The sequence below is a fragment of the Tsukamurella spumae genome (genome assembly GCF_012396015.1).
Taxonomy (GTDB): domain Bacteria; phylum Actinomycetota; class Actinomycetes; order Mycobacteriales; family Mycobacteriaceae; genus Tsukamurella; species Tsukamurella spumae.
Genome location: NZ_JAAXOQ010000034.1, coordinates 18,596 through 42,499 on the forward strand (window position 1 = coordinate 18,596; position 23,904 = coordinate 42,499).

Annotated in this window: 22 protein-coding genes; 12 read left to right on the forward strand and 10 right to left on the reverse strand. The window is 71.6% G+C overall.

From position 1 onward, the window contains the following. Positions 1-11: 11 nt before the first annotated feature. Positions 12-725: a hypothetical protein gene (locus tag HF999_RS19360; RefSeq protein ID WP_168547449.1), complete on the reverse strand. Its 714-nt coding sequence runs from the start codon at positions 723-725 to the stop codon at positions 12-14. Positions 726-803: 78 nt separating this feature from the next. Continuing rightward, positions 804-1,517: a hypothetical protein gene (locus HF999_RS19365; RefSeq protein WP_168547450.1), complete on the reverse strand. Its 714-nt coding sequence runs from the start codon at positions 1,515-1,517 to the stop codon at positions 804-806. A 141-nt stretch (positions 1,518-1,658) separates the two neighbouring features. Here HF999_RS19365 and HF999_RS19370 point away from each other — a divergent pair, with 141 nt between their 5' ends. Next, the gene (locus HF999_RS19370; protein WP_168547451.1) at positions 1,659-3,167 is read left to right on the forward strand and encodes a glutamate-cysteine ligase family protein; all 1,509 of its coding nucleotides are present in this window, start codon (positions 1,659-1,661) and stop codon (positions 3,165-3,167) included. Positions 3,168-3,251: 84 nt separating this feature from the next. Here the strand turns inward: HF999_RS19370 and HF999_RS19375 are convergent, their stop codons facing one another. Both HF999_RS19375 and HF999_RS19380 read right to left on the reverse strand, forming a co-directional pair. Next, entirely contained in the window at positions 3,252-3,791 is a 540-nt protein-coding gene (locus HF999_RS19375; RefSeq protein WP_168547452.1) for a DUF4334 domain-containing protein, read from the reverse strand. Between the two features lie 40 nt (positions 3,792-3,831). After that, positions 3,832-5,178, reverse strand: a complete 1,347-nt coding sequence (locus HF999_RS19380) for a TIGR01777 family oxidoreductase (protein ID WP_168547453.1) — start codon at positions 5,176-5,178, stop codon at positions 3,832-3,834. 95 nt (positions 5,179-5,273) lie between these two features. Between HF999_RS19380 and HF999_RS19385 the strand changes: the two genes are divergently transcribed. The 7 genes from HF999_RS19385 to HF999_RS19410 all read left to right on the forward strand — a co-directional run bounded on the left by HF999_RS19385 (position 5,274) and on the right by HF999_RS19410 (position 10,868). Next, positions 5,274-6,536, forward strand: coding sequence for an NAD(P)/FAD-dependent oxidoreductase (locus HF999_RS19385; RefSeq protein WP_168547454.1), 1,263 nt, complete (start codon positions 5,274-5,276; stop codon positions 6,534-6,536). Positions 6,537-6,550: 14 nt separating this feature from the next. Continuing rightward, positions 6,551-7,273, forward strand: a complete 723-nt coding sequence (locus tag HF999_RS19390; RefSeq protein WP_168547469.1) for a DUF1365 domain-containing protein — start codon at positions 6,551-6,553, stop codon at positions 7,271-7,273. Further along, entirely contained in the window at positions 7,270-8,556 is a 1,287-nt protein-coding gene (locus HF999_RS19395; protein ID WP_168547455.1) for a class I SAM-dependent methyltransferase, read from the forward strand. Before HF999_RS19390 ends, HF999_RS19395 begins: the two co-directional genes overlap by 4 nt. Then, the gene (locus HF999_RS19400) at positions 8,553-9,344 is read left to right on the forward strand and encodes a DUF1295 domain-containing protein (protein ID WP_168547456.1); all 792 of its coding nucleotides are present in this window, start codon (positions 8,553-8,555) and stop codon (positions 9,342-9,344) included. The genes HF999_RS19395 and HF999_RS19400 overlap by 4 nt, the downstream gene beginning before the upstream one ends. Next, positions 9,341-9,466: a hypothetical protein gene (locus tag HF999_RS22880; RefSeq protein ID WP_281347388.1), complete on the forward strand. Its 126-nt coding sequence runs from the start codon at positions 9,341-9,343 to the stop codon at positions 9,464-9,466. Before HF999_RS19400 ends, HF999_RS22880 begins: the two co-directional genes overlap by 4 nt. Before the next feature lie 86 nt (positions 9,467-9,552). Then, entirely contained in the window at positions 9,553-10,119 is a 567-nt protein-coding gene (gene sigK / locus HF999_RS19405) for an ECF RNA polymerase sigma factor SigK (protein WP_168547457.1), read from the forward strand. Next, positions 10,116-10,868 (forward strand): anti-sigma factor, encoded by a 753-nt coding sequence (locus HF999_RS19410; RefSeq protein WP_168547458.1) that lies wholly within the window; start codon positions 10,116-10,118, stop codon positions 10,866-10,868. The genes sigK and HF999_RS19410 overlap by 4 nt, the downstream gene beginning before the upstream one ends. A 10-nt stretch (positions 10,869-10,878) precedes the next feature. Here the strand turns inward: HF999_RS19410 and HF999_RS19415 are convergent, their stop codons facing one another. Next, positions 10,879-11,712, reverse strand: coding sequence for an SAM-dependent methyltransferase (locus tag HF999_RS19415; RefSeq protein ID WP_312854207.1), 834 nt, complete (start codon positions 11,710-11,712; stop codon positions 10,879-10,881). 65 nt (positions 11,713-11,777) lie between these two features. Here HF999_RS19415 and HF999_RS19420 point away from each other — a divergent pair, with 65 nt between their 5' ends. Further along, a complete protein-coding gene (locus HF999_RS19420; RefSeq protein WP_168547460.1) occupies positions 11,778-13,082 on the forward strand; it encodes a sensor domain-containing diguanylate cyclase in 1,305 nt (434 codons plus the stop codon). Here the strand turns inward: HF999_RS19420 and HF999_RS19425 are convergent. The 5 genes from HF999_RS19425 to HF999_RS19445 form a co-directional block, all read right to left on the reverse strand. After that, on the reverse strand, positions 13,052-14,449 hold the full coding sequence (locus tag HF999_RS19425) for an amino acid permease (protein ID WP_168547461.1): 1,398 nt from the start codon (positions 14,447-14,449) through the stop codon (positions 13,052-13,054). The genes HF999_RS19420 and HF999_RS19425 overlap by 31 nt on opposite strands. Next, positions 14,449-16,716: a phosphoribosylformylglycinamidine synthase subunit PurL gene (gene purL / locus HF999_RS19430; protein ID WP_312854208.1), complete on the reverse strand. Its 2,268-nt coding sequence runs from the start codon at positions 16,714-16,716 to the stop codon at positions 14,449-14,451. Before purL ends, HF999_RS19425 begins: the two co-directional genes overlap by 1 nt. A 22-nt stretch (positions 16,717-16,738) precedes the next feature. After that, positions 16,739-18,571, reverse strand: coding sequence for an adenylyl-sulfate kinase (gene cysC / locus HF999_RS19435; protein WP_168547462.1), 1,833 nt, complete (start codon positions 18,569-18,571; stop codon positions 16,739-16,741). Next, positions 18,571-19,527, reverse strand: a complete 957-nt coding sequence (gene cysD / locus HF999_RS19440) for a sulfate adenylyltransferase subunit CysD (RefSeq protein ID WP_168547463.1) — start codon at positions 19,525-19,527, stop codon at positions 18,571-18,573. Before cysD ends, cysC begins: the two co-directional genes overlap by 1 nt. Before the next feature lie 117 nt (positions 19,528-19,644). After that, on the reverse strand, positions 19,645-20,568 hold the full coding sequence (locus HF999_RS19445) for an IclR family transcriptional regulator (RefSeq protein ID WP_168547464.1): 924 nt from the start codon (positions 20,566-20,568) through the stop codon (positions 19,645-19,647). 92 nt (positions 20,569-20,660) lie between these two features. Here HF999_RS19445 and HF999_RS19450 point away from each other — a divergent pair, with 92 nt between their 5' ends. From HF999_RS19450 to HF999_RS19460, 3 genes are read left to right on the forward strand one after another with little or no spacing between them, the layout of a single operon-like run. Next, the gene (locus HF999_RS19450; protein WP_168547465.1) at positions 20,661-21,824 is read left to right on the forward strand and encodes a DUF1214 domain-containing protein; all 1,164 of its coding nucleotides are present in this window, start codon (positions 20,661-20,663) and stop codon (positions 21,822-21,824) included. Beyond that, on the forward strand, positions 21,824-22,609 hold the full coding sequence (locus HF999_RS19455) for an SDR family oxidoreductase (protein WP_168547466.1): 786 nt from the start codon (positions 21,824-21,826) through the stop codon (positions 22,607-22,609). Before HF999_RS19450 ends, HF999_RS19455 begins: the two co-directional genes overlap by 1 nt. Beyond that, complete coding sequence (locus HF999_RS19460; protein ID WP_168547467.1) at positions 22,602-23,759, forward strand: sulfotransferase family protein; 1,158 nt, start codon at positions 22,602-22,604, stop codon at positions 23,757-23,759. Before HF999_RS19455 ends, HF999_RS19460 begins: the two co-directional genes overlap by 8 nt. Positions 23,760-23,904: the final 145 nt, after the last annotated feature.

Consider the following 23,904-nt stretch of genomic DNA (forward strand, 5'->3'; position numbering starts at 1 on the left):
CCCGATCAGCGCTACTTCGCGGCGCGCACCTTGTTCGTGGCGGCCGTGAGCGCCTGGGCGAAACCGGTGCGGTCGACGGTGACCGGGCCACCGTCGCCCGTGGCCGAACCGACGAGCAGCACGCCGTAGCCGCGCACCTGCTGGGCGCCGATGATCTGCTCCTGGTCAATGGTGTGGGCCTTGCCCTGGACGGTCACGGTGCCGGTCGAGCGCGCGAGCACCGTCTTCGCGCCCGACGGAGCCCCGGGCAGGCTGACCACGCTGCTCCGGACGTCCATCACTGCGCGCCCCTCGGCGGCCCCGGACCGCACGGGGAACTCCATGTGCACCGATTCGCAGCCCGCGGGGATGGCGGTCGCGTTGTCGATCCGGTTGCGCGTCAGCAGCTCCGAGATGCCGGTCCGCTTCGCCTCGTTCAGCGCGACCACCATGGGCGTGCCCGCGGCGCGTTGGACCGCGCCGCGCGAGATCACGGGCATGCACTGCGCGGGCGTCACCGTGGCGGCGGAGAGGGAGTCGCCCACGGTCGCGCTGATGTCGCCGAACTCTCTCGCGGAGACGTTCTCGACTCGGTATCCCGCCGGGAACTCGCCCTGCACGAGCAGTAGCTGCGCGGCCGGGGTGGAGGGCGTCCCCGGGTCGGCGGACGCGACGCCGGGGGCGGCCAGCACGGCGGCAGCGGCGAGGGCGGCCGCGGTGAGGGTGGGACGACGGAAAGTGCGCATGGGGCATCCTGTGGTCGACGAACGATTCGCCGTCAAGGATAGTATATTCCCCATGCGCACTGTCGAACTCGCTGCGTGCTACTTCGCGGTGCGCACCTTGTCGACCGCCTTGGTCAGGGTCTGCGCGAAGCCGGCCCGGTCGAGGCGGCCGCCCTGCGAACCGGAGGCGGTCACCACGACGGTGTAGCCGCGAACCTGGTTGACGCCCTCGATCTGGTTGACGTTGACGGCGCGCTCCTTGCCGGGCTTGCCGTCCTTGCCGTTGATGGTGACGGTGCCGGTGCCCTGCGTCGCGATGACGGTGGTTCCGGCGGGGACGCCCGCCACGGAGACCTGCGAGATCTTGATGTTGATGAGCGCCTTGGCCGGGACCTGCTCGGACGGCTGCAGCTCGACCTTGACGTTGCTGCAGTTCTGCAGCGCGGCGGCGTTGACCGCGGCCGGCTTGGCGGAGAGCACCTCGACGAGTCCGGTCGTGGTGCGGTCGCTGAACGCGCTGACCATCGGGAGGTCGCTGGCGTGCTGCTGCAGCGCGGACACCTTGGGAGCGCACTCCGCCGGCGTGACCTTGACCTTGCTCTGGAACTGGTTGAGCGGCGCGATCATCTCGAGCCGGTCGGCGACCGAGAAGGGCATCACCTCGTAGCCGGCCGGGAACTCACCATCGGCGAGCAGCAGCTGGTCGATGGGGGTCGTCGGCGCACCGGCGGGGTCCGCCGTGGCGACGGCCGCCGGGGCGACGAGGGCGACGACGGCCGTGCCGACGGCGAGCGTGTTACGAAGAGTGCGCACGTGAGCTCCTAGCATGTTTGCAGTGTCGAAGAACACTGTCGGTGTCCACACTCTAGCGAAGCCTGTTGCGATCGCGAAGTGCGGTTCCGGGATGTCCCGATTCCACCCGCATGCCGCGACGGTTCTGCCAAGCTGCGAACCATGGGTGCCGATGTCGATGCCAGGGTGTTCACGCGCGAGGACCGCATGCGGTTCCGTCGCCAGGTCCAGCGCGGAACGGACGCCATCGCCCGCATGCTCGCCGAGGGTCTGTTCATGGACGACGGTGCGCCGCCCGAGCCGCTGCTCGGCATGGAGGTCGAGCTGAACCTCGTCGACGACGAGATGGAGCCCGCGATGGCGAACGCGGACGCGCTGGCGGCCATCGCCGACCCCGACTTCCAGACCGAGCTGGGCCAGTTCAACATCGAGATCAACGTGGCGCCGCGCCCCTTCGTGGACCAGAACACGCTCAATCTCGAGGATTCACTGCGGGATTCGCTCAACCGCGCGGACGATCGCGCCCACTCGGCGGGCTCCAACCTGGTGATGATCGGCATGCTCCCCACGCTCGATGAGGAGCACTTCGGCGAGCAGTGGTTCTCGGCGAACCCGCGCTACGACCTGCTCAACGAGCAGGTCTTCGCCGCCCGCGGCGAGGACATCGAGATCGACATCGAGGGCGCGCCGCTCCCCGGCGCCGTCGTGGGCGAGCGCCTCGACATCACCTCCGACACGATCCTGCCCGAGGCGGCGTGCACCTCGCTGCAGCTGCACCTGCGGGTGGCGCCGGAGGACTTCGCGGCGCACTGGAACGCGGCGCAGGCGATCGCCGGCGTGCAGGTCGCGATCGCCGCGAACTCGCCCTTCCTCGCCGGCAAGGCGCTGTGGCACGAGACGCGCATCCCGCTGTTCGAGCAGGCCACCGACACCCGCCCGATCGAGCTGCGCAACCAGGGGGTGCGGCCGCGCGTGTGGTTCGGCGAACGGTGGATCACCTCCACCTTCGACCTGTTCGAGGAGAACACCCGCTACTTCCCGGCGCTGCTGCCCGTGTGCAGCGATGTCGACCCGCTCGAGGTGGTCTCGCGCGGCGAATCCCCCGAGCTGCCCGAGCTGCGGATGCACAACGGCACCGTCTACCGCTGGAACCGCCCCGTCTACGACGTCGTCGACGGCCATGCCCACCTGCGCGTCGAGAACCGTGTGCTGCCCGCGGGCCCCACGGTCGTGGACACCATGGCGAACGCCGCCTTCTACTACGGCGTGGTCCGGGCGCTGGTGGAGGCCGACCGCCCGATCTGGACGCAGATGAGCTTCGACGCCGCGACGGAGAACCTGCATTCCGGCGCGCGCGACGCCTTCGACGCCGGCCTGTACTGGCCGAACGTCGGCTGGATCCGGCCCGACGAGCTGGTCCTGCGTCGCTTGCTGCCGCTCATGGACGAGGGGCTGAAGGCCTACGGTGTGGGCTCCCGTTCGCGGGAGCGGTACATGCAGGTCCTCGAGGGCCGCTGCATCACCCGGCAGACCGGTTCGAGCTGGCAGCGCGCCGCGGTGGCCGCGCGCGAGGAGGCGGGCGAGACCCGGCATCAGGCGCTGCGCGGCATGCTCACCGACTACGTCCAGCTCATGCACGAGGGGAGGCCCGTGCACCTCTGGGAGGTCTGAATCCGTCGCGCGTCGGACAAGCAGTGCTCAGGCAACGGGATGAGAAGTCGGACGATATCGAGTTCTTCGGGTCTCATCGCGCGCTCATCGGCGCAGCACGAAGAAGAAGGGCGGCACGTCGCGCAGGTCCATGACTCCCAGCAGGGTCACGTCGTCCACGCGGCGGAAGTGGTCGTTGATGGGCAGCGCGTCGTAGCTCATCGTCGCAGTGACGACACCGCGGTGCTCCATCATTCGCAGCCGCGCACGGGGTTTCGCGGTGCGCACGAGTCGCAGTCCGCGGCGGGCCAGCGGCGCCGTCGCAGTGAGCAGTGCCCGCGGGACCCGCATGGCCGCGCCCAGCGGCATGGCGGCGGGGTTGACCGGGTAGGGGCCGCGCGGACCGTCGAAGACGAGCGGCTGCACGTCGTTCACGGAGGCGAAGCGCTTGCCGTGCCAGCCGTACAGCTCGAGCAGCCCGTCCATGGGGTGGCCGGTGTCGAGGCCCTCGCCGCGCCAGTCACCGAGGATGTCGGCCACCTGCACGGCCGGGAGCGCGTCGTAGAGCGCGAGGGCCTCGGTCGCGGTGCCAGCCGCCTGCAGGCGGGCGAGCTCCGCGGCCGGCGCTCCGGGGGTCGTGGTCATCGGTCCTCCTCGTCGGCTCGGTCGACCCGACGGTACGCGCTCAGCCGCCGAGCAGGTGCGCCAACGCGTCGTCGACCGCGGGGTACCGGAAGGTGTGGCCGCATTCCTCCAGCACGGCGGGACGCACCCGCTGAGAGGCGAAGGCGAGGTCGTCCGCGCCCTCGCGCCCCAGGAGGAGCGCCGGACCGAACGCCGGGACCGGCAGCAGGGTCGGCCGGTGCACGGCCCGGCCGAGAGCGCCCGTGTACGCGGCATTGCGGACGACGCCGGGCGCGACGGCGTTGACGGGCCCCGAAATGCCGGTGTCCCACAGAGCGCGGTGGTAGACGTCGATGAGGTCGTCGATGCTCACCCACGGCTGCCACTGGCGGCCGTCGCCGAGCCGACCGCCGAGGCCCGCGCGGAACAGCGGCAGCAGCAGCTTGAGCGTCCCGCCCTGCGGCGCCTGGACGATCCCCGTGCGGACCGTGACCACGCGGGTCCCATCGCCGGCCCCGTCGTGCGCGGCGGCCTCCCACCGGCGCACCACGTCGGCGAGGAAGTCGGGTTCCGCGGGCGCCGTCGCCTCCTCGGTGAGGATCTCGTCGCCCCGGTCGCGCCCGTACCAGCCGACGGCGGACGCACTGACGAAGGCGGGCACGCCGGCCCGGGCTGCGGCGCGGGCCAGCAGCCGGGTCGGCTCGATCCGGCTTTCCGTGATCCGTTCCTTGTGCGCGGGAGTGAACCGTCCGGCGATGCTCGCCCCGGCGAGGTGGACAACGGCGTCCACGCCGTCCAGCGCGGCGGGGTCCGGCGCGGCAGGGTCCCAGCGACGTTCGCCGTCGGACTGCGGTTCGCCGCGGACCAGGCGCAGCACCCGGTGCCCGCCCGTGCTGAGGAAAGCGACCAGGTCCGTTCCGACCAGGCCGGACGCGCCGGTCACGGCGACCGTTGACGGCCGCAGGCCGGCGTCCGAGGCCCGACGGTGCGCGGCGAGGTCCCCGGCGAGACGCCGGTAGCGGAACGCGATGACCTCGGACAACAGGCGTTCGGGCACGGGGGTGTGCACGTCGTCGGTCACCCGGGTGCGGGTCGCGTCGACGGGCTCGAAGCCGTGGAAGTGCCGCCACGGGAACAGGCCCGCGGGCAGGGACCGGGCGCCGTCCACGGAGACCTCGTCGACGAACCGCCGCCCGGCCACGTACTCCGACGGGTCGTGCGCCGCGCGCCACTGCAGGCCGCCGGGTAGGTCGATCACCGTCACCCCGTCGGCGAGCGACGTCGCCTGCGACCGGAGCCGCATCGGCAGCCAGGGCGCCTGGAGGCGGGCGAACGCGCCGGGGCGGGAGAACCAGTCGAAGACCTCGCCGACGGGAGCGTCCACGACTGCGGATCCGTGTATTCCCATGGCTCCACGCTAACCGCGACGCATCGCTCGCACACGGTGGGAAATCTCTCCGCACCCGTTCCCATCCGGCGGCGCCGCGGCTCCGAATGACGGGCATGAACGATGCGAACAAGCGCTTCGCGGTGATCGGTAGCGGGGTCAGTGGGCTCGTCGCCGCTCACGAGCTGAGCCGGTCGGCGCTGGTCACGCTGTACGAGCGGGACATCCGACTGGGCGGGCACGCCCACACCCACACGGTCGACCTCGGGTTCGACGATCCGGTGCAGGTGGACTCCGGGTTCATCGTGCACAACGACCACACCTACCCCGTGCTGTGCGGCTTGTTCGAGGAACTCGGCGTCGCCACGCGAGACGCCGAGATGAGCATGTCGATCCGCGACGACGCGCGCGGCGTCGAGTTCGCCGGCGGCAAGGGGATCCGCGGCCTCCTCCCCACGCCGCGTCACCTGATCGACACCGTCCACCTGCGGCTGCTCGCGGAGGTGCCGCGGTTCCACCGTCGCGCCCGCCACCACCTCCACGGCGACGCCGCGGACCTGCCGCTCGGCGCGTTCGTCCTGCGCGAGGACTTCAGTGAGCGCCTCGTGGAGGGCTTCCTCCGCCCGCTGGTGGCGGCAGTGTGGTCGTGCCCGCCCGACGAGGTCGACGCCTACCCGGCCCGGCATCTGTTCCGGTTCCTCGACAACCACGGCATGCTCACCGTCGGCCGGTCGCTGCAGTGGCGCACCGTCGTCGGAGGGTCAGCCCGGTACGTCGAGAAGGTCGCTGCGGGCGTCGGCGACGTGCGGACCGGTACCGGGGTCCGCGCTCTCACCCGGACGGATCGGGGCGTGCGGGTCGTCGACGACGCCGGGGCCGCGGAGGAGTTCGACGGTGCCGTGGTCGCGGTTCACCCCCATCAGGCGCTGGCGCTCCTCGACCGGCCGACCGCACTCGAGCGCGAGCTGCTGAGTACGATCCGGTACACGCCGAATCCCGCTCTGTTGCACACGGACACCTCGCTACTGCCGCGCACCGAGAACGCCCGCGGTTCGTGGAACTACCTCGCCACCGGCGACGGGCGGCCGGTCTCGGTGACCTACGACCTGACCCGCCTCATGGGCCTGCCGCGCGGCCGCGAGACCGCGCTGGTGACGCTCGGGGGCGCGGACCTCGTCGACCCCGCGCGGGTGCTCGCCGAGCTGCCCTACGAGCATCCCGCCTTCACCTCGGAGTCGGTGGCCGCGGCCCGGCGCCTGGACGAGATCTCCGGACCGGGGCTGGCGTTCGCGGGGGCCTACCACGGCTGGGGCTTCCACGAGGACGGCGCGGCGTCGGGCCTGCGCGCGGCCCGCCGCGTGGCCGGGGTCGCGCCGTGACCCGCCCGCCCGCGATGTACGACACCGAGATCGCGCACCTACGGCGCTCGCCGGTCGAGCACGGCTTCCGGCACCGGAGCGCGAGCTGGTTGATCGACGTCGACGCCCCGCCGACCGTGCCGCGGTGGCTGCGCCCGCTGGTCTCCTTCCGAGCGGCCGACCACCTGTCCCCCGTCGCCGACGGTGCCGATACCCTGCGCGGCAGGGTCGAGGAGACCTTGCGCGACAACGGCGTCGACGTTCCCGGCGGCACGATCACCGCGCTCCTCAACGCGCGCTGCCTGGGCTACGTCTTCGACCCGCTGACGGTCTTCTGGTGCCACGACGCCGCCGGGGACGTGTGCGCGATCGTCGCCGAGGTGCACAACACCTACGGCGGGCGGCACGCGTACGTACTGGGCCCCGGGGCGCAGGCCGGCGCGTCGGTCGCCAAGGAGTTCTACGTGTCTCCGTTCCACCCGGTGGACGGCGTGTACCGGCTCCGGATGCCCGAACCGGACGACGGTCTCGCCATCGACATCGTGCTCGAACGACCGGGGCGGGCACCCTTCACGGCCGAGTGGCGCGGCACCCGCCGGACGCCCACGCCGGGACGAATCCTCCTGGCGCAGCTGCGCGCCCCGCTCGTGCCGCTCCTCGTCGCCGTCCGGATCCGTCGGCACGGCATCCGATTGTGGGCCTCCGGCCTGCCGCTCGTCCCCCGTCCCGACACCACCGAACAGAAAGCGCACCCGTGACCGTCGAACTCGCACCCCGCAGCTCCCGCGCCGGCCTCTGCGGCGCCCCCGTCCCCACCGGGCTCCGCGCTCGCGTCCTCGGCCGCGCGGCCCGCATCCTGCTCGCGCGCGCCGTCGGGCGGAGCGGCGTCGCCCTCACAACCGCCGGCGATCCCGTCCCCGCGGGCCCGGCGATCGTCCTCCATCACCCCGACGCCGTGCACCGCAGGATCGGAACGTCTCGGCTCATCGGCTTCGGCGAGGCCTACGTGGCCGGCGAGTGGGACTCGCCGGACCCGGTCGCGGCACTCACCGCCCTCGCGGAACGCATGCCCGAGCTGGTGCCACGATGGCTGCAGTCGCTGCGGCGTCTCGCCGCCACCGCCCGGCCCCGCACCGAGATCGGCACGCCCGACAACGTGCGGGACAACGTCTCCCACCACTACGACCTCTCCAACGAGCTGTTCGCGGAGTTCCTCGACGACACCCTCACCTACTCGAGCGCGCTGTTCTCCCGGGTGGAGATCCCCGACGACGAGCCCGGCACGACCCGCGCCGGGGACGCGGGCGAACCGCATTGGGCGGCGCTGACGGAGGCGCAGCACGTCAAGATCGACCGTCTCCTCGACGCCGCGGGCGTCGGTCCCGGCACGCGCCTGCTGGAGATCGGGACCGGCTGGGGCGAGCTCTGCCTGCGCGCGGCGGCACGGGGTGCGACGGTCCGCTCACTGACGCTGTCGACCGAGCAGCGGGCCCTCGCCGTGGAGCGGATAGCCGCGGCCGGACTCGCCGATCGGGTGCAAGTGGACCTGCTCGACTACCGCCGCGTCGACGGGGAGTACGACGCGGTCGTCTCCGTCGAGATGATCGAGGCCGTCGGCGCCGCGCACTGGGACGAGTACTTCGGGACGCTGGCCCGGCTCGTCGCGCCGCACGGCCGGATCGCGTTGCAGGCGATCACGATGCCGCACGACCGGATGCTCGCCACACTGCGCACGTACACGTGGATCCAGAAGTACGTCTTCCCCGGCGGGATGCTGCCCTCCACCGAGGCCGTCGTCGCCGCCGCCGGAACCGCCGGCCTCAGCGTCCGCGCCCGGCACCGCTTCGGCCCGCACTACGCGGAGACGCTGCGTCTGTGGCGCGAGCGCTTCCTCGCCGAACCCGACAGCCTGCCGCCGCCGGCGGACGCGCCGGAGTTCCGGCGGCTGTGGGAGTTCTACCTCGCCTACAGCGAGGCCGGGTTCCGGTCGGGCTACCTCGACGTGCAGCAGATCGTACTCGCGCCGGAGGCGACCCGATGAGCAACTTCCTACTGGTCACGGTCGTCTCGCTCGCGGCCCTCGCCGCGGTCCAGGCGATCACGTTCGTCGTGGGGCACCGCATCGGCCGGTACAACGTGGTCGACGTCGCCTGGGGCGCGGGCATCGTGGCCGTCGCGTGGATCGCGGCGACACTGGGGGGCGGCGATTCCACGCGCGCCCTCCTCCTCGCCGCGCTCGTATCGGTGTGGGGTGTGCGCCTGTCCTGGCACATGTGGGTGAAATCCGCGGGCAAGGGCGAGGACCCGCGCTACACCGACATGCTGGACCGGGCGGGCGGCGGCACCGGGACCGTGATCCGCAAGGTCTTCGCCGTCCAGGGCGCGGCCCAGTGGTTCGTCTCACTCCCCGTGCAGGTCTCTGCCACCGCCGGGCCGACGACGGGCCCGTGGACCGTCGTCCTGGCGGCGGGACTCCTCCTCGTGCTCACCGGGATCGGCTTCGAGGCCGTCGGCGACCATCAGCTCCGCGCCTTCAAGGCCGATCCGGCGCACCGCGGGCTGATCATGGACCGCGGCCTGTGGGCCTGGACCCGGCACCCCAACTACTTCGGCGACTCGTGCACCTGGTGGGGGATCTGGCTCATCGCGGCCAGCGCCTGGCCGGGTGTGCTGACCGTGCTCTCCCCCGTCCTGATGACCTACTTCTTGGTGCACGCCACGGGTGCCCGGCTCCTGGAGCGCTTCATGAGCGACCGCCCCGGCTGGGCCGCGTACGCCGACCGCACGTCCTTCTTCGTCCCCAGACCTCCTCGAGGGGAGAACCGATGATCCGCTCCGCCGCGATCGCCTGCACGGCCGCGGAGCGGCTCGGCCACACCGTGTGCACGATCCTGAGCACGCCGGCCATCGGGGGATTCGAGCGGATGGCGCCGCTGTGTGCGCTCCCCTGACGGTGTGCCGTCCCGCGGTCGGGGGCGGAATCCGGTCCCGTGCGCCGGGAACCGGTAACGTACCGCGGGACGAAGGAGGCACCCCGATGACTCGTGCGCGAACCGAGGCCGATGACCTGCTCGAACGCACCGCCGCCGGTGACCTCGGGGCCTTCCGCGAACTGTACGAGCGTACCGGTCGCCTGGTCTTCGGCACGGCGCTGCGGGTGATCGGCGACCGCGGTTACGGCGAGGAGGTCGCGCAGGAGGTGTACCTCGAGGCGTGGCGCAAGGCCGCCGATTTCGACGCCGCCCGCGGCTCGGCCGAGTCCTGGCTCGTGACGATCGCGCACCGCCGGTCAGTCGACCGGGTGCGCGCAGAACGCTCCCGCGGGGACCGCGAGAACAGCTTCGCCCAGGCGAGTTTCCAGCGCCCGCACGACGTGGTGGCCGAGACCAGCGAGCGGCGGGAGGACTCCGGCGCCGTCGTCGACTGCCTCGACACCTTGAGCGGACCGCAGCGCGACGCCCTCACCATGGCCTACTACGGCGGCCACACCTACCGCGAGGTCTCGGAGCGGCTGGATGCCCCGCTCGCCACGGTGAAGAGCCGGATCCGCGACGGCATCGCGCGCCTGCGCCGGTGCCTCGACCCCCTCGGAGTGCTGCCATGACCGACGCGCCCGGAGGGACCGGGAGCGAAGACGCGCTCCTCGACGACGCGGAGGTCTACGCGCTGCACGCCCTCGACCCCGGCGAACGGGCCGGCGTGGAGGCGGCGCGCGATGCGGCCGCCGCCGACGTGCGCGAGGAGTTCGACGCCCGCGTCGACGCGGTGCGCGAGACCATGGCGGCGCAGGCCGCCCAGCACGGGGTCGAGCCGCCCGCGGAGGTCTTCGAACGGGTCCTGGCCCGGCTCGTCGAGAATCCGGGCGTCACGCCGCTGCGCCGGCGCAGCGCGTCCCGGATCGCGCTCCGGGCGGCCGCTGCGGCCGCGGTCGTGGTGGTCGCAGTCGCGACCGGCGTGGTCCTCGGCCGCTCCGTCCTCGCCGGACAGGACGGGCGGGCACCGTCGGAGACGGAGATCGTGCTCGCGGCGCCCGACGCCCGGACCACCCAGGCGCGGGTCGGCGATGCGACGATCTCGTTCATCTACTCCCGCGAGCGCAACGCCGGCGTGGTCCTGATGAACGACGTTCCGCCGCCGCGAGACGGCACCGTCTACCAGATGTGGCTGATGGACCCGGGCGGCGGCGCCCGCTCCCGCGGCACGATGACGCAGGCCGACGTGCGCCCGACGACGACGGCGGCCGTCACATCGATCGACGGCGCGGAGTCCTTCGGCATCTCGATCGAGCGACCTGGCGGCGCGGCCACCCCGTCGGACCGGATCGTGACGACCCTACCGATCGCCCCGCGGTGACCGGCAGCGATCAGACGACCCGGGCGAGCCCCACGTAGCCGTAGTCGCAGTGCGCCTGCGCCTCCGTCAGCGGGAACTCGGGACGCCACCGGCCGAGGCGCACCAGACCCGGTTCGACGAGCTCCATCCCGTCGAACCACGACATGATCTCCGAACGTGGGCGCACGTACAGCGGGGACGCCACCGACGCGTACCTGTTTCGCACCCAGTCCAGCTCGGCGGAGACCTCGTCGTGCGCGGAATCGTCGGAGACCTGGGACAACCCGAGATAGCTGCCCGGCGCCAGGGCCTCGCGGTAGCGGCGCAGCAGGTCCGCCGGCCCGGCCTCGTCGGGGACGAAGACGAAGCCGCCCACCACGAGCACACCGACGGGACGGTCGAAATCGATCAGCTCGCGCGTGACCGGATCGTTCAGGACGGCGTCCGGGTCGCTGATGGCGAGTTTGAGTACAGCGGCGGACGGATCGTCGCCGATCAGTTCACGCGTGAGCTCGTAGGCGATCGGCTCCTGGTGGATGTAGACGACGCGGGCATCGGGGTTCACGAGACGGGCCAGTCGATGGACGGAACCGCCCGAGCCGATGCCCGAACCGAGATCGAGGAACTGGTCGACCCCGGCGGCCGCCATCGTCTGCACCGCGCGGCGCGCGAAGGTCCTCGTGAGGCGGGCACCGAGCGCCCAGTGCGGCGCAGCTCGGGCGATCTCCTCCCCCGCCTGCCGGTCGACGGGGAGGTAGCTCGTGCCGCCGAGGAAGTAGTCGTACAGGCGGGAGCCGTTGGGCCTGTCCATGTCGAGCATTTCCGGTACAGCCGTGCAATTCGATCCCGCTTGAGAATCCATCATCGATGTAAGAATCTAGCCGATCGCACGCGTAGTATGGGACCGCAGTCGGTCGACGAGGAGGGGCAATGCCGCACTCGTCGTCGCCACTGGGGTTCCTCGCCCGCGGCGAATCCGTCGTGGCACTGCTCGTGGACGAGTTCCTGATGGCGATCGCCGACGATGTCTACCTGCCGCTGCCGGTGTCGACGGTCCGCGCGGAGCTGCTCACCGCCTTCCAGCGCATGATCTCCGCGCTCGGTGCCGACGAATTCGACCCGGCCGTGGGCCGCGATGTCGGCAGTCTGCTGGTATCGCTGCAGATCACCGCGCCCGAGGGCGCCGCCGCGGGCGGCCGGGCGATCGCCGCGCTTCCGGACGCGCTGTCGCGGGAACCCTCGGCGGAGGCGCGGCGCCGCAGCGCGCTGATCCTCGCGGAGTACGCGGCCGGCTACGCCGAGGCCCTGACCGGGCGGATCATCGACGGGCAGGCCGTGGTGCACCGCGCCACCCAACGGGCCCGACGGTCCGCCGAGGAGGGTGAGCGCCAGGCCGAGGCGCGCCTGCGGATGATGTTCGACCACGCGCGACTCGCGGTCTTCGTCGCCGATGAGCAGGGCGTGGTGCTCTCCGCGAGCCCGATCATGCGAGATCTCATCGAGGCGAACCGCGCGCGGATGGGAGGCGCCGGCGAGGACGTGATCCTGCCCCTCCTGTCCGACGATCCGGACGAGGTCGCGCGTGCATTGCGCACGCTGGCCCTCGTCGACGAGGAGAAGGCGACGGTGTTCCTCGAGGCGCACGGCGTGCTGATCGGGGACCGGCGGGGCGTGGTCCGCTGGGCGACCAGCCGCACGCCGGTGCGCGAAGGAAGTCCGGCGATGATCGTCGGGGTCGGCCACGACGTGACCGAGCTGCACGCCCGGCAGGTGACGCTCGATCACCTCGCCCATCACGATGCGCTCACCGGCCTGCCTAACCGTCGCTCCCTCACCGCGGACCTGCAGTCCCTGCCCGCGCCCGCGGGGTTCTGCCTCATCGACCTCGACGGTTTCAAACGGATCAACGACCAGCTCGGACACTCCGGCGGCGATGCGCTGCTCGCCGCCGTGGCCCGCCGGATGGAGGAAGCACTGGGCGGAACCGGGCGGCTCTACCGTGTCGGTGGCGACGAGTTCGCCGTCCTGGTCGCGTCGCCGTTCCAGCCGCGCGATGTCGCGCAGTTGGTCCATCGGACGCTGCGTCGGCCGATCGAGGTGATCGACGGTCCGCCGATCGCGATCGGCGCGAGTATCGGCACGACCGTCGCATCGGCGGCGACGAGCACCGTCGAGGGGCTGATCGCCGCCGCCGACACCGGGCTCTACCGCTCCAAGGAGGCCCGCCGGGCCTGACGGCGCGCGTGCAGCGTCCCGAAGCCCCAGAGCACCAGCACCACGACGGCGGTCGAGAGCACCTGATCACGGACATCGTCGTTGAGGACGGCCAGCACCACGATGCCCAGCAGCACCACGAGAACCGCCCACGACAGGTACGGGTAGGCCCACATCCGCAGCGGCAGCCGGGTACCGTCGCGCTCGGCGCGGCGACGCAGCACGATCTGCGAGGCGACGGTGGCGAGCCAGGTGACGATCAATGTGGACCCGACGACGGCCAGGAGGCGGTCGAGCACCTCGGAGCCCCAGAGGTACGTCGCGGGCACCGCCAGGAACCCGATCAGGGAGCTCGCGAGGACCGCGAGGACGGGTACCCCCGAGGAGTTCGCCCGCCCCGCCGCGGCGGGTGCCATGCCGCGCTCGGCCAGGGAGTAGAGCATCCGCGAGCTGCCGTAGACGTTCGCGTTGAGAGAGCTGAGCAGCGCGATCACGATGACCGCGCCGAGCGTCGTGCCCACTGCCGGCAGCCCCGCGGCGTCGAGGACGGCGACGAAGGGCTTCGCGGCGACCGCGGGGTCGTTCCACGGCAGCGCGAGCAGGATGACGGCCACGCTACCCACGTAGAAGATGAGGATCCGCCACACCGTGGCGCGGATGGCCCGCCCGACGGTGCGCTCCGGGTCCCGCGTCTCGGCCGCCGCGACGGCCACGATCTCGATGCCGCCGAAGGCGAAGGCGACCACCAGGAGAGCCGCGACGACCCCGCTGATGCCGTGGGGCGCGAAGTCCGACAGATTGCTCACCCCGGGCGACGGGGCCGAGGTCCACCCCAGCAGAAAGCCCACCCCGACGACGAGGAAGAGGCCCACGAACACGACCTTGATCAGCGAGAACCAGAACTCGAACTCGCCGAAGCCGCGGACCCCGGACAGATTCAGCCCGGTCAGCGCGACCATGAAGACCAGCGCCCATACCCACACCGGCGGTCCGCCGGGCAGCAGCCCGTTCAGGATCGCCGCGGCGGCGACGGCCTCGGCGGCCACGACGAGGCACAGCTGCACCCACCACAGCCAGCCGACCGCGAAGCCCGCCCCGGGACCCAGCGCCCGCCCGGCGTAGTAGGAGAACGCTCCGGGATTCGGGTCCGCCGCGACCATCTCGCCGAGCATCCGCATCACGGCGATCACGACGAGGCCCGCCACAGCGTAGGCGATGAGCACCGCCGGGCCGGCCGCCGCGATGCCCTTGCCCGAGCCCACGAACAGCCCGGCGCCGATCGCGGAGCCGAGGCTCATCATGATCAGGTGCCGGGCGCGCAGGCCCGCGTGGAGGCCGGGGCCGGCGGGCGCGGCCGCTTCCGTGTTCTCGCCCGACGGTGCCGCCATCAGCCGAACAGTGCGGGCAGGGTGCCCTCGTGCGCGGCGCGCAGGTCGGCCAGCGTCACGCTGAACCGGCCCTGGACCTCGACCGAGTCGCTGCCCTGGTCGACCACCCCGATGCGGACGGCCGGCAGTTCCCGGGCGTTGCACATCGCCGCGAACCGCGTCTCCTCGGTGCGCGGCACGGCGACGAGGACCCGTCCCGCCGACTCCGAGAACAGCTGCACGAACGGGTCGGATCCCTCGGGGAGCAGCAGCCGGCAGCCGGTCTCACCCGCGAGCGCGGCCTCGACGACGGTCTGCCACAGGCCGCCCTCGGAGAGGTCGTGCGCGGCGGAGACGAGGCCGTCGCGCGACGCGGCGGTCAGGACGTCGGCGAGCAGCTTCTCCCGGCCGAGGTCCACCTTCGGCGGCACGCCGCCGAGGTGATCGTGCTCGACCTGCGCCCAGATCGAGCCGTCGAACTCGTCGCGGGTGTCGCCGAGCAGGTAGAGCGTCTCGCCGGGCTCGGTGCCGAGCCCCGTCGGGATGCGGCGCCGCACATCGTCGATCACGCCGAGCACGCCGATGACGGGCGTCGGCAGGATCGCGGTGGAGCCGGTCTGGTTGTAGAAGCTGACATTGCCACCGGTCACGGGGATGCCGAGCTCGACGCAGCCGTCGGCGATGCCGTGCACGGCCTGCTGGAACTGCCACATCACGCCCGGATCCTCCGGCGAGCCGAAGTTGAGGCAGTCGGTGACCGCCTTCGGGGTGGCGCCGGTGACGGCGACATTGCGGTAGGCCTCGGCGAGCGCGAGCCGGCCGCCCTCGTACGGATCGAGGTAGGTGTAGCGGCCCGACGCGTCGGTCGAGAGGGCGATGCCGCGCTGCGTGCTCTCGTCGATGCGGATGACGCCGCCGTCGGCGTGCTCGGCGAGCACGGTGTTGCCGCGCACGTACCGGTCGTACTGCTCGGTGATGAATCGGCGCGAGCACAGCGCGGGCGAGGCGAGCAGCTTCAGCGCGGTGGCCCGCAGCTCGTCGTCGGAGGCGGGGCGGCGCAGGCCGGCGGTGGTGTCGGCGATGAGCGCGTCCATGAACGCGGGACGCTCGACGGGGCGCTCGTAGACCGGGCCCTCGTGGGCGATGGTGCGGGCGGGGGCGTCCACGACGGTCTCGCCGTTCCACGCGATCACGAGGTGCTCACCGTCGGTGACCTCGCCGATCACGGTGGCCAGCACGTCCCACTTGGCGCAGACGGCCATGAAGGCGTCGACGTTCTCCGGGGTCACCACGGCGCACATGCGCTCCTGCGACTCGGACGAGAGGATCTCCGCGGCGCTCATGCCCTGCGCGCGGCAGGCGACCTGGTCGAGGTCGATGAACATGCCGCCGTCACCGGCAGCGGCCAGCTCGGAGGTGGCGCAGGACAGGCCCGCTCCGCCGAGGTCCTGGATGCCGACCACGAGCTTCTCGCGGTAGAGGTCCAGACAGCACTCGATGAGCACCTTCTCCATGAACGGGTCGCCCACCTGCACCGAGGGCAGCTTCTTGGGCTTCTCATCCGCGTCGAAGCTCTCCGACGCCAGCACGGACACGCCGCCGATGCCGTCGAGGCCGGTGCGGGCGCCGAACAGGATGATCTTGTTGCCCTTCCCCGAGGCGAAGGCCAGGTGCAGGTCCTCGGTGCGCAGCACGCCGGCGCACAGCGCATTGACCAGCGGGTTGCCGGCGTACGAGGAGTCGAAGACGGTCTCGCCGCCCACGTTGGGCAGGCCGAGGGAGTTGCCGTAGCCGCCCACGCCGCGCACCACCCCGTCGAGCACGCGCCGGGTGTCGGGCGCATCGGCCGGGCCGAAGCGCAGCTGGTCCATGACGGCGATGGGGCGGGCGCCCATGGCCATGATGTCGCGGACGATGCCGCCGACGCCGGTCGCGGCGCCCTGGTAGGGCTCCACGTACGACGGGTGGTTGTGCGACTCGACCTTGAAGGTGACGGCCCAGCCGTCGCCGATGTCCACGACGCCCGCGTTCTCGCCGATACCCGCGAGCATGGTCGAGCGCATCTCGTCGGTGGTCGTCTCGCCGAAGTAGCGCAGGTGCACCTTCGAGCTCTTGTAGGAGCAGTGCTCGGACCACATCACCGAGTACATGGCGAGCTCGGCGTCGGTGGGACGCCGACCGAGGATCTCGCGGATCCGCTGGTACTCGTCGTCCTTGAGTCCGAGCTCGCGGTACGGCTGGTCGACATCGGGCGTGGAGGCGGCGTGGGTCACCGTGTCTACGTGCACCAGCCCAGTTTAGACGGGTGATTCACCGCCGAAGTTTCAGCCAGCGATCGAGCACCGTCCGCGCTTGTTCCGCGGGCTCACCGTCCTCGGGACGCAGCACCAGTTCGGGTCGCTCCGGCACCTCGTACGGTGCGCTCACGCCGGTGAAGTCGGCGATCTCGCCCGCCCGGGCCTTGGCGTACATGCCCTTGGGGTCGCGCTCGGCGCACAGGTCGATGGGCGTGTCGACGAAGACCTCCAGGAAGGGCAGGCCCGCCTCCTCGTGCTGGGCCCGGATCCGGTCGCGATCCTCCCGGTAGGGGCTGATCAGCGACGCGACGGCGACGGTGCCCGCGTCCGCGAGCAACTGGGCGACGGCGCCCACCCGGCGCACGTTCTCGGCCCGGTCCGCGGCGGAGAAACCGAGGTCGGCGTTGAGGCCGTGCCGCAGGTTGTCACCGTCGAGCCGGTAGGCGGGGATCCCCCGGGCGACGAAGAGCCGCTCGAGCTCGCACGCCACCGTCGACTTGCCCGACGCCGAGAGCCCCGTCAGCCAGACGGTGCCGCCCCGGGTCGCGCGCTCCTCGCGCGTCACGGCCGCGCCGTGCCAGACCACGGCGCTGGCCTTGAGGGTCGGCCCCGAGATCATCCCCGCGGCCACCGTCTCGTTGGTCTGCGGGTGCACCAGCACGAAACTGCCCATGGTGCCGTTGCGGCGATACGGGTCGAACAGCACGGGCCGGCGGGCGACGAGCTGCACCCGCCCGATGTCGTTGAGCCCGAGCTCGGCCGCGTCCTGATCGCGGTGCAGCGTGCTGGTGTCGAGCCGGTAGTCCAGCGCCTCGACCCGCACCAGATCCGAGGAGTGCGCGTGCAGCATCCGGTACTCCGCGCCGACGGACAGTCGCGCGGTGTCGGAGAACCAGCAGATCGTGGTGTCCAGGTCGCTCGCGGACTGCGGCCGGTTCGCGGGCCGGCACAGGACGTCGCCGCGACCCACGTCGAGGTGGTCGGCCAGGCGCACGCACGCGGCCTCGCCCGCCTCCAGGCGGTCCGCGGCCGCGCCGCCGGGCCGGTATAGCTCGGTCACCGTCGTGGTGAATCCCGACGGGAGCGCCACCACCTCGTCTCCGACGGCGAACGCCCCGGAGGCGACGGTGCCCGCGACGCCCCGGAAGTCGCTGTCGCGGGGCCGGATCACGTACTGCACCGGCAGGCGCGCGTCGATGAGGTTGCGATCGCTGACCACGTGCACGTTCTCCAAGTGGTAGAGCAGCGACGGCCCGTCGTACCAGGGGGTGTTCGGCGACCGCTCGGTCACGTTGTCGCCCAACAGCGCCGAGACGGGGATCGCCTCCACGTCGTGCACCTCGAGCTTGGCGGCGAACTCCGCGAACTCGGCGCGGATGGCGTCGAACCGGCCGCGGTCCCAGTCGACGAGGTCCATCTTGTTCACGCACAGCACCACGTGCTCCACGCCGAGTAGCGAGGTGAGGAAGGTGTGCCGGCGGGACTGCCGGGTCAGCCCGTGCCGGGCGTCGACGAGGATCAGTGCCACGTCGGCGGTCGAGGCGCCGGTCACCATGTTGCGGGTGTACTGCTCGTGTCCGGGGGTATCGGCGAGGATGAACTTGCGTGTGGCCGTGGCGAAGTAGCGGTGGGCCACGTCGATCGTGATGCCCTGTTCCCGCTCGGCGCGCAGACCGTCGGTGAGCAGCGCGAGATCCACGCCCTCCTCGCCGCGGGCCCGCGTCGTCGCCGCGACGGCGCTGAGCTGGTCCTCCAGAACGGATTTCGACTCGTAGAGCAGGCGCCCGATGAGGGTCGACTTCCCGTCGTCCACACTGCCGGCCGTCGCGATGCGCAGGATCTCCATCAGAAGTACCCCTCTTTCTTCCTGTCCTCCATGCCCGCCTCCGAGATCCGGTCGTCGGCACGAGTGGCGCCGCGCTCGGTGATCCGGGTCGCGGCCACCTCGGCGACGACCGCCTCGGGGGTGGCGGCGAGGGACTCGACGGCGCCGGTGCACGTCGCATCGCCGACGGTGCGGAACCGCACCGTCCGGACCTCGACGGTCTCGCCGGGCCGCGCCGCGACGAGCGGACCCGTCGAGAGCAGCATCCCGTCGCGCTCGACCACCTCGCGCTCGTGCGCGTAGTACAGCGGGGGCAGCGCGATCGCCTCGGCGGCGATGTACTGCCAGATGTCCAGCTCGGTCCAGTTCGACAGCGGGAACACGCGGATGTGCTCGCCCTTGGCGTGCAGGCCGTTGAAGATGTTCCACAGCTCGGGCCGCTGGGCGCGGGGATCCCACTGCCCGAAGCGATCCCGGAAGCTGAAGATCCGCTCCTTGGCCCGCGCCTTGTCCTCGTCGCGGCGCGCGCCGCCGAACGCGGCGTCGAAGCCGTGCTCGCCGATGCTGCGCAGCAATGTCGCGGTCTGCAGCCGGTTCCGGGTCGCACCGGGCCCGGTCTCCTCGACGACGGCGCCGGAATCGATGTCGTCCTGCACGCTCCCGACCACGAGGCGCAGCCCCATCCGGTCGGCCATCGCGTCGCGGAAGGCGAGCACCTCGTCGAAGTTGTGACCGGTGTCGATGTGCATCACCGGGAACGGGATCGCGGCGGGCCAGAAGGCCTTCGCCGCGAGGTGCAGCATGACCACCGAGTCCTTGCCGCCCGAGAACAGCAGGACGGGGTGCTCGAAGGTGGCCGCCACCTCGCGGAAGATGTGGACCGCTTCGGCCTCGAGCCGTCGCAGGTGATCCACCGCCTCCGGCGGCGCTTCGGGACCGGCCGTGTCGCGGGCGGTCGTGGGCGTCGGTGACGACATGCGCTCCTCCGGTTCATATTTGGACCGCATTGGTCCATTTCTGATACTCGGAGAGTAGAACGTGTTCTCACACACTGTCAACACCGCCGCCGCGCCGGCCGGCGACCGACCGCACCGTCACCGTCCCGGCTTGCGTCCCCCGATCCGGACGGTCACCCGGTCGGCGGCGGCGATCAGCGCCGAGGCGCGCTCGTCGATCGCGCGCTCGTCGAGCTCGTCGCTCACGTAGAGGCTCGCGACCATCGCCTGCGCGCCGTCCGCGTCGTAGACGGGCGCGGAGATCACGCTGACGTTCCGCCTCTCCCCCGGCGCATCCGCCTCGGATCGCAGGTGGACGCGGTCGCCGATGCCGGCCACCACTTCGCCGAGCAGGGCCCGCAGCTCCGCCGGGATGTCGCCCGGAACGCCGGCCATGAGGCGATAGAGCTGCTGCCCCGCGGGGGTGAGGAGCTCCACGAGATAGCCGTCCGCCCGGCACGCCTCGATCACCCGCGCGAGCCGGTCACCGTCGGCCCGGATCCGGTCCCGGGCCAACCACCGTTCGAGCCGCCCCGTCCGGTCCCAGAGCACGTACATCAGCCCGATCGGCGGCGTGAACGGGTAGCTGTCGCCGACCTTGACCATCGCCGGGCGCCCCGGGTCGACGGCCACGTCGAGCACCGTCACCCGGTCCCCGACGACGCCGGAGAGCGAGACCGGATGTCCGAAGGCCTCCCAGAGGCCGGCCAGGATGTCGCCGCCCGCGGGGTCCGCGCGCAGTGAGGTGCGGGCCGCGCGGCCGAGGGGGATCAGCGCCGGGCCCAGCCGGTAGGTCTTGTCCCGCTCGTCACGCAGCAGATACCCGGCCTCGACCAGGGTCGTCGCGATGCCGAGGCAGGTCGGCTTGCTCAGGCCCACCCGACGGGCCAGCTCGGAGAGCCCGAACCGCTCCTTCTCGTGACCGGCCAGGAACTCCAGGACCGCGACCACGCGCCCCGCGGGCGGCGACGTGCGCCCGGCCGCCGGGGCGCCGTCCTCCGACGCCCGCTCCACATTCGTCATCCGCACTCCTTGACACTCGACGATCGGTCCGCCTACGGTCTGAAACAGGTTCTACCGCATTGGTCCATATTTGTACCACTACCGGAGGTGAGATGTACAGCGATCCGCTCACGGCGGCGATCACCGAGGCCGAGTCCCTCGTGGCCGCGGCCCCGCACATCGAGACGGAGGCAGACCTGCTCGAGGGGCTGCAGTACCTCGCGCAGGGCGTGGCCGCCTGCGTGCACGGGGCCTTCCACTTCGACAAGGATCACCCGTTCCTCCTCAGCGGCACGGGGCCGTTCACCAAGATGGGCCTCGACAATCCGGACACGATGTACTTCGGAGCCCGCGTCGACGGCGCGCACGAGTACGTCGTCACCGGACGTCGCGGCACCACCGCCGACATCAGCTTCCAGGTACTCGGAGGCGGCGAGTACACCGACGACAACGTGCCGGCGAGCACCGTCGCGTTCGACGACCGCGAGCTGACCATCGACGCGGACGGCCGGTTCTCGGTCCGTTTCGGGCCCGGCGAGCCGGGCCCCGACTACTACCGGCTCCCTCCGGGTAAGGCGCAGTTGGTGATCCGTGAGGTTTTCGACGACTGGTCCGCGCAGCGCAGCACCTTCGCCATCGCCCGCACCGACACGGCCGGCACCGCCCCGGCGCCCGTCACCGCAGAGCTCATGGCCAAGCGCTACGCCGCCGCCGGCAAGCAGCTCGTCAACCGCGTGAAGACCTGGCTGCAGTTCCCGAAGTGGTTCTACGACCCGCTGCCGGTGAACACCCTGACGGCTCCGCGGCTCACGCCCGGCGGCCTGGCCACCCAGTTCTCGTCGGTCGGCCACTACGATCTCGCCGAGGACCAGGCGCTCGTCATCACCGTTCCGCGCGGCGACGCGCCGTACCTGGGGTTCCAGCTCGGCAGCCTCTGGTACATCTCGCTCGACTACATCCACCACCAGACCTCGCTCAACGGCAGTCAGGCGCAGGTGGATCCGGACGGAATGATCCGGATCGTGGTGTCCGAGAACGATCCCGGCGTGACCAACTGGATCGAGACGCTCGGGCACCGCCGGGGGTACCTGCAGTTCCGCTGGCAGCGCACCGATGCCGCGCTGACCGCCACCGATGGCCCGGTCGCGCAGGTCGTGGCCCTCGCCGAGGTCGCGCAGCACCTGCCCTTCCACGCACAGAACAGGATCGAACCGGAGGCGTGGCGGAACCGGATCGCGGACCGCCAGCGGCTCGTCGGAGAGAGGATGGTGGGCTGATGCCCGGGTTCGGATTGCAGGAGCGGGTCGTGGTCATCGCGGGCGCGGGGCCGGCGCTCGGCGCCACCCTGGCCCGACGGTTCGCCGACGAGGGTTCCCGGGTCGTCGTGGTCGCCCGGAACCTCGAACGGCTCGAGGCCCTCGCGGCGCAGGTCGACGGTGCCGTCCCCGTCGTCGCCGACATCACCGACGAGGAGTCCCTGGCCGCACTGGCCGCACAGGTCCGCGATCGCTTCGGCAGGGTGGACGCCGTGGTCAACAACGCCTTCACCTATCCCTCCATGCAGCGGCTGGTGAAGACCGACCCGGCGCACATCCTCGAGAGCGTGAACCTGATGGCGCTCGGCGCCCTGCGGACCACCCTCGCCTTCCGGGAGGACCTCGCCACGGCGTCGGCGGACGGCGGCGGCGCCGTGGTGAACGTCAATTCGATGGTGATCCGCCACTCGGACCTGCGGTACGGCGGCTACAAGGCCGGCAAGACCGCGCAGCTCGCGCTCGCGCAGTCCCTCGCCACCGAGCTCGGCCCGGAGGGGGTGCGGATCAATTCCGTGGTACCCGGCTGGATCTGGGGCGACACCCTCAAGGCCTACTTCGAGTACCGCGCCGGCACGAAGGGCGTCACGGTCGAGGAGGACTACGCCGACGCGGCGAAGAACTCGGACCTGCGGCGCCTGCCCACCGAGGACGAGGTGGCCTCGGCCGTCCTGTTCCTCGCCTCCCCCACGGCGTCCGGCATCACCGGCCAGACGCTCGACGTCAACTGCGGAGAGTTCCATGTCTGACACCACGACCGTCGGTACGGTCGACGACCTGCACGCATCGGCGATCCGCCGCACCGGCCTCACGGACTTCGGCGACCCGTCGGACGGCTACCGCGAGGCACTGCAGGTGCTGCTCGACGCCTACCGCGACGAGGCCGGACTCACCGAGTTCGGGTCGAAGATCTCGCGGGTGTTCCTGCGCGGGGCGCTCTCGGCGCGGCTGATCAGCGAGGCCGCATTCGCCGCAAACCCCGGGGCCGCCGAGACCCCCGTCGAGCGACCGATCTTCGTCACCGGTCTGCCGCGGTCCGGCACCACCGCGCTGCACCGGCTGCTCGACGCCGACCCGGGCAACCAGGGCCTGCAGATGTGGCTGGCGGAGGTGCCGCAGCCGCGGCCACCGCGGGAGACCTGGGCGGAGAACCCCGTGTATCGCATGCTCGACGAGCAGTACGCGCAGCACCACACCGAGCACCCCGAATTCATGGGCCTGCACTACATGTCGGCCTCCGAGGTCGAGGAGTGCTGGCAGCTGCTGCGCCAGTCGGTGCACTCCGTCTCCTACGAGTGCCTCGCACACGTCCCGTCGTACGCGGCCTGGCTGGCCGAGCAGGACTGGACCCCGGCGTACCGTCGGCACAAGCGGAATCTGCAGCTGATCGGCATGAACGATCCCGAAAAGCGGTGGGTGCTCAAGAATCCCAGCCACCTGTTCGCGCTCGACGCCGTGCTCGAGGTGTACCCCGACGCGCTGATCGTGCAGTGCCACCGACCCGCCGGGACGATCATCGCGTCGGTCTGTTCACTCGCCGAGCACGCGACCGAGGGCTGGTCGACGGCGTTCACCGGTGCCACGATCGGCGCCGACCAGCTGGACACCTGGTCGCGCGGGCTCGCGGCCTTCGACGAGTCCCGCGCCCGGCACACCGCCGCCGGCCGCGGCTCCCAGTTCGTCGACGTCGACTACCGCGACCTCGTGGCGGATCCGCTCGGCACCGTCGGGAACATCTACGACTCCTTCGGGCTGGAGCTGACCGACGATGCGCGGCAGGCGATGTCGGCCATGCACGATGCCAGCCGCAGCGGCGCCCGCCGTCCCAACCACACCTACGCGCTCGCCGATTACGGCCTCACCGAGGACTCGGTCCGCGCCGCCTTCTCCCGCAATTGAACACCGTTATGGAGAGGAAACCCGCAGGCGGATCCAAGAGGCTAGCGCAACACGGCTCTATGCTGCTTGTTCGGATAGTAGTTGGTCGAGTGCCTCGGCTGGTGTCTGCCAGTCGAGGCGCTTGCGGGGCCGGCGGTTTAGCTGG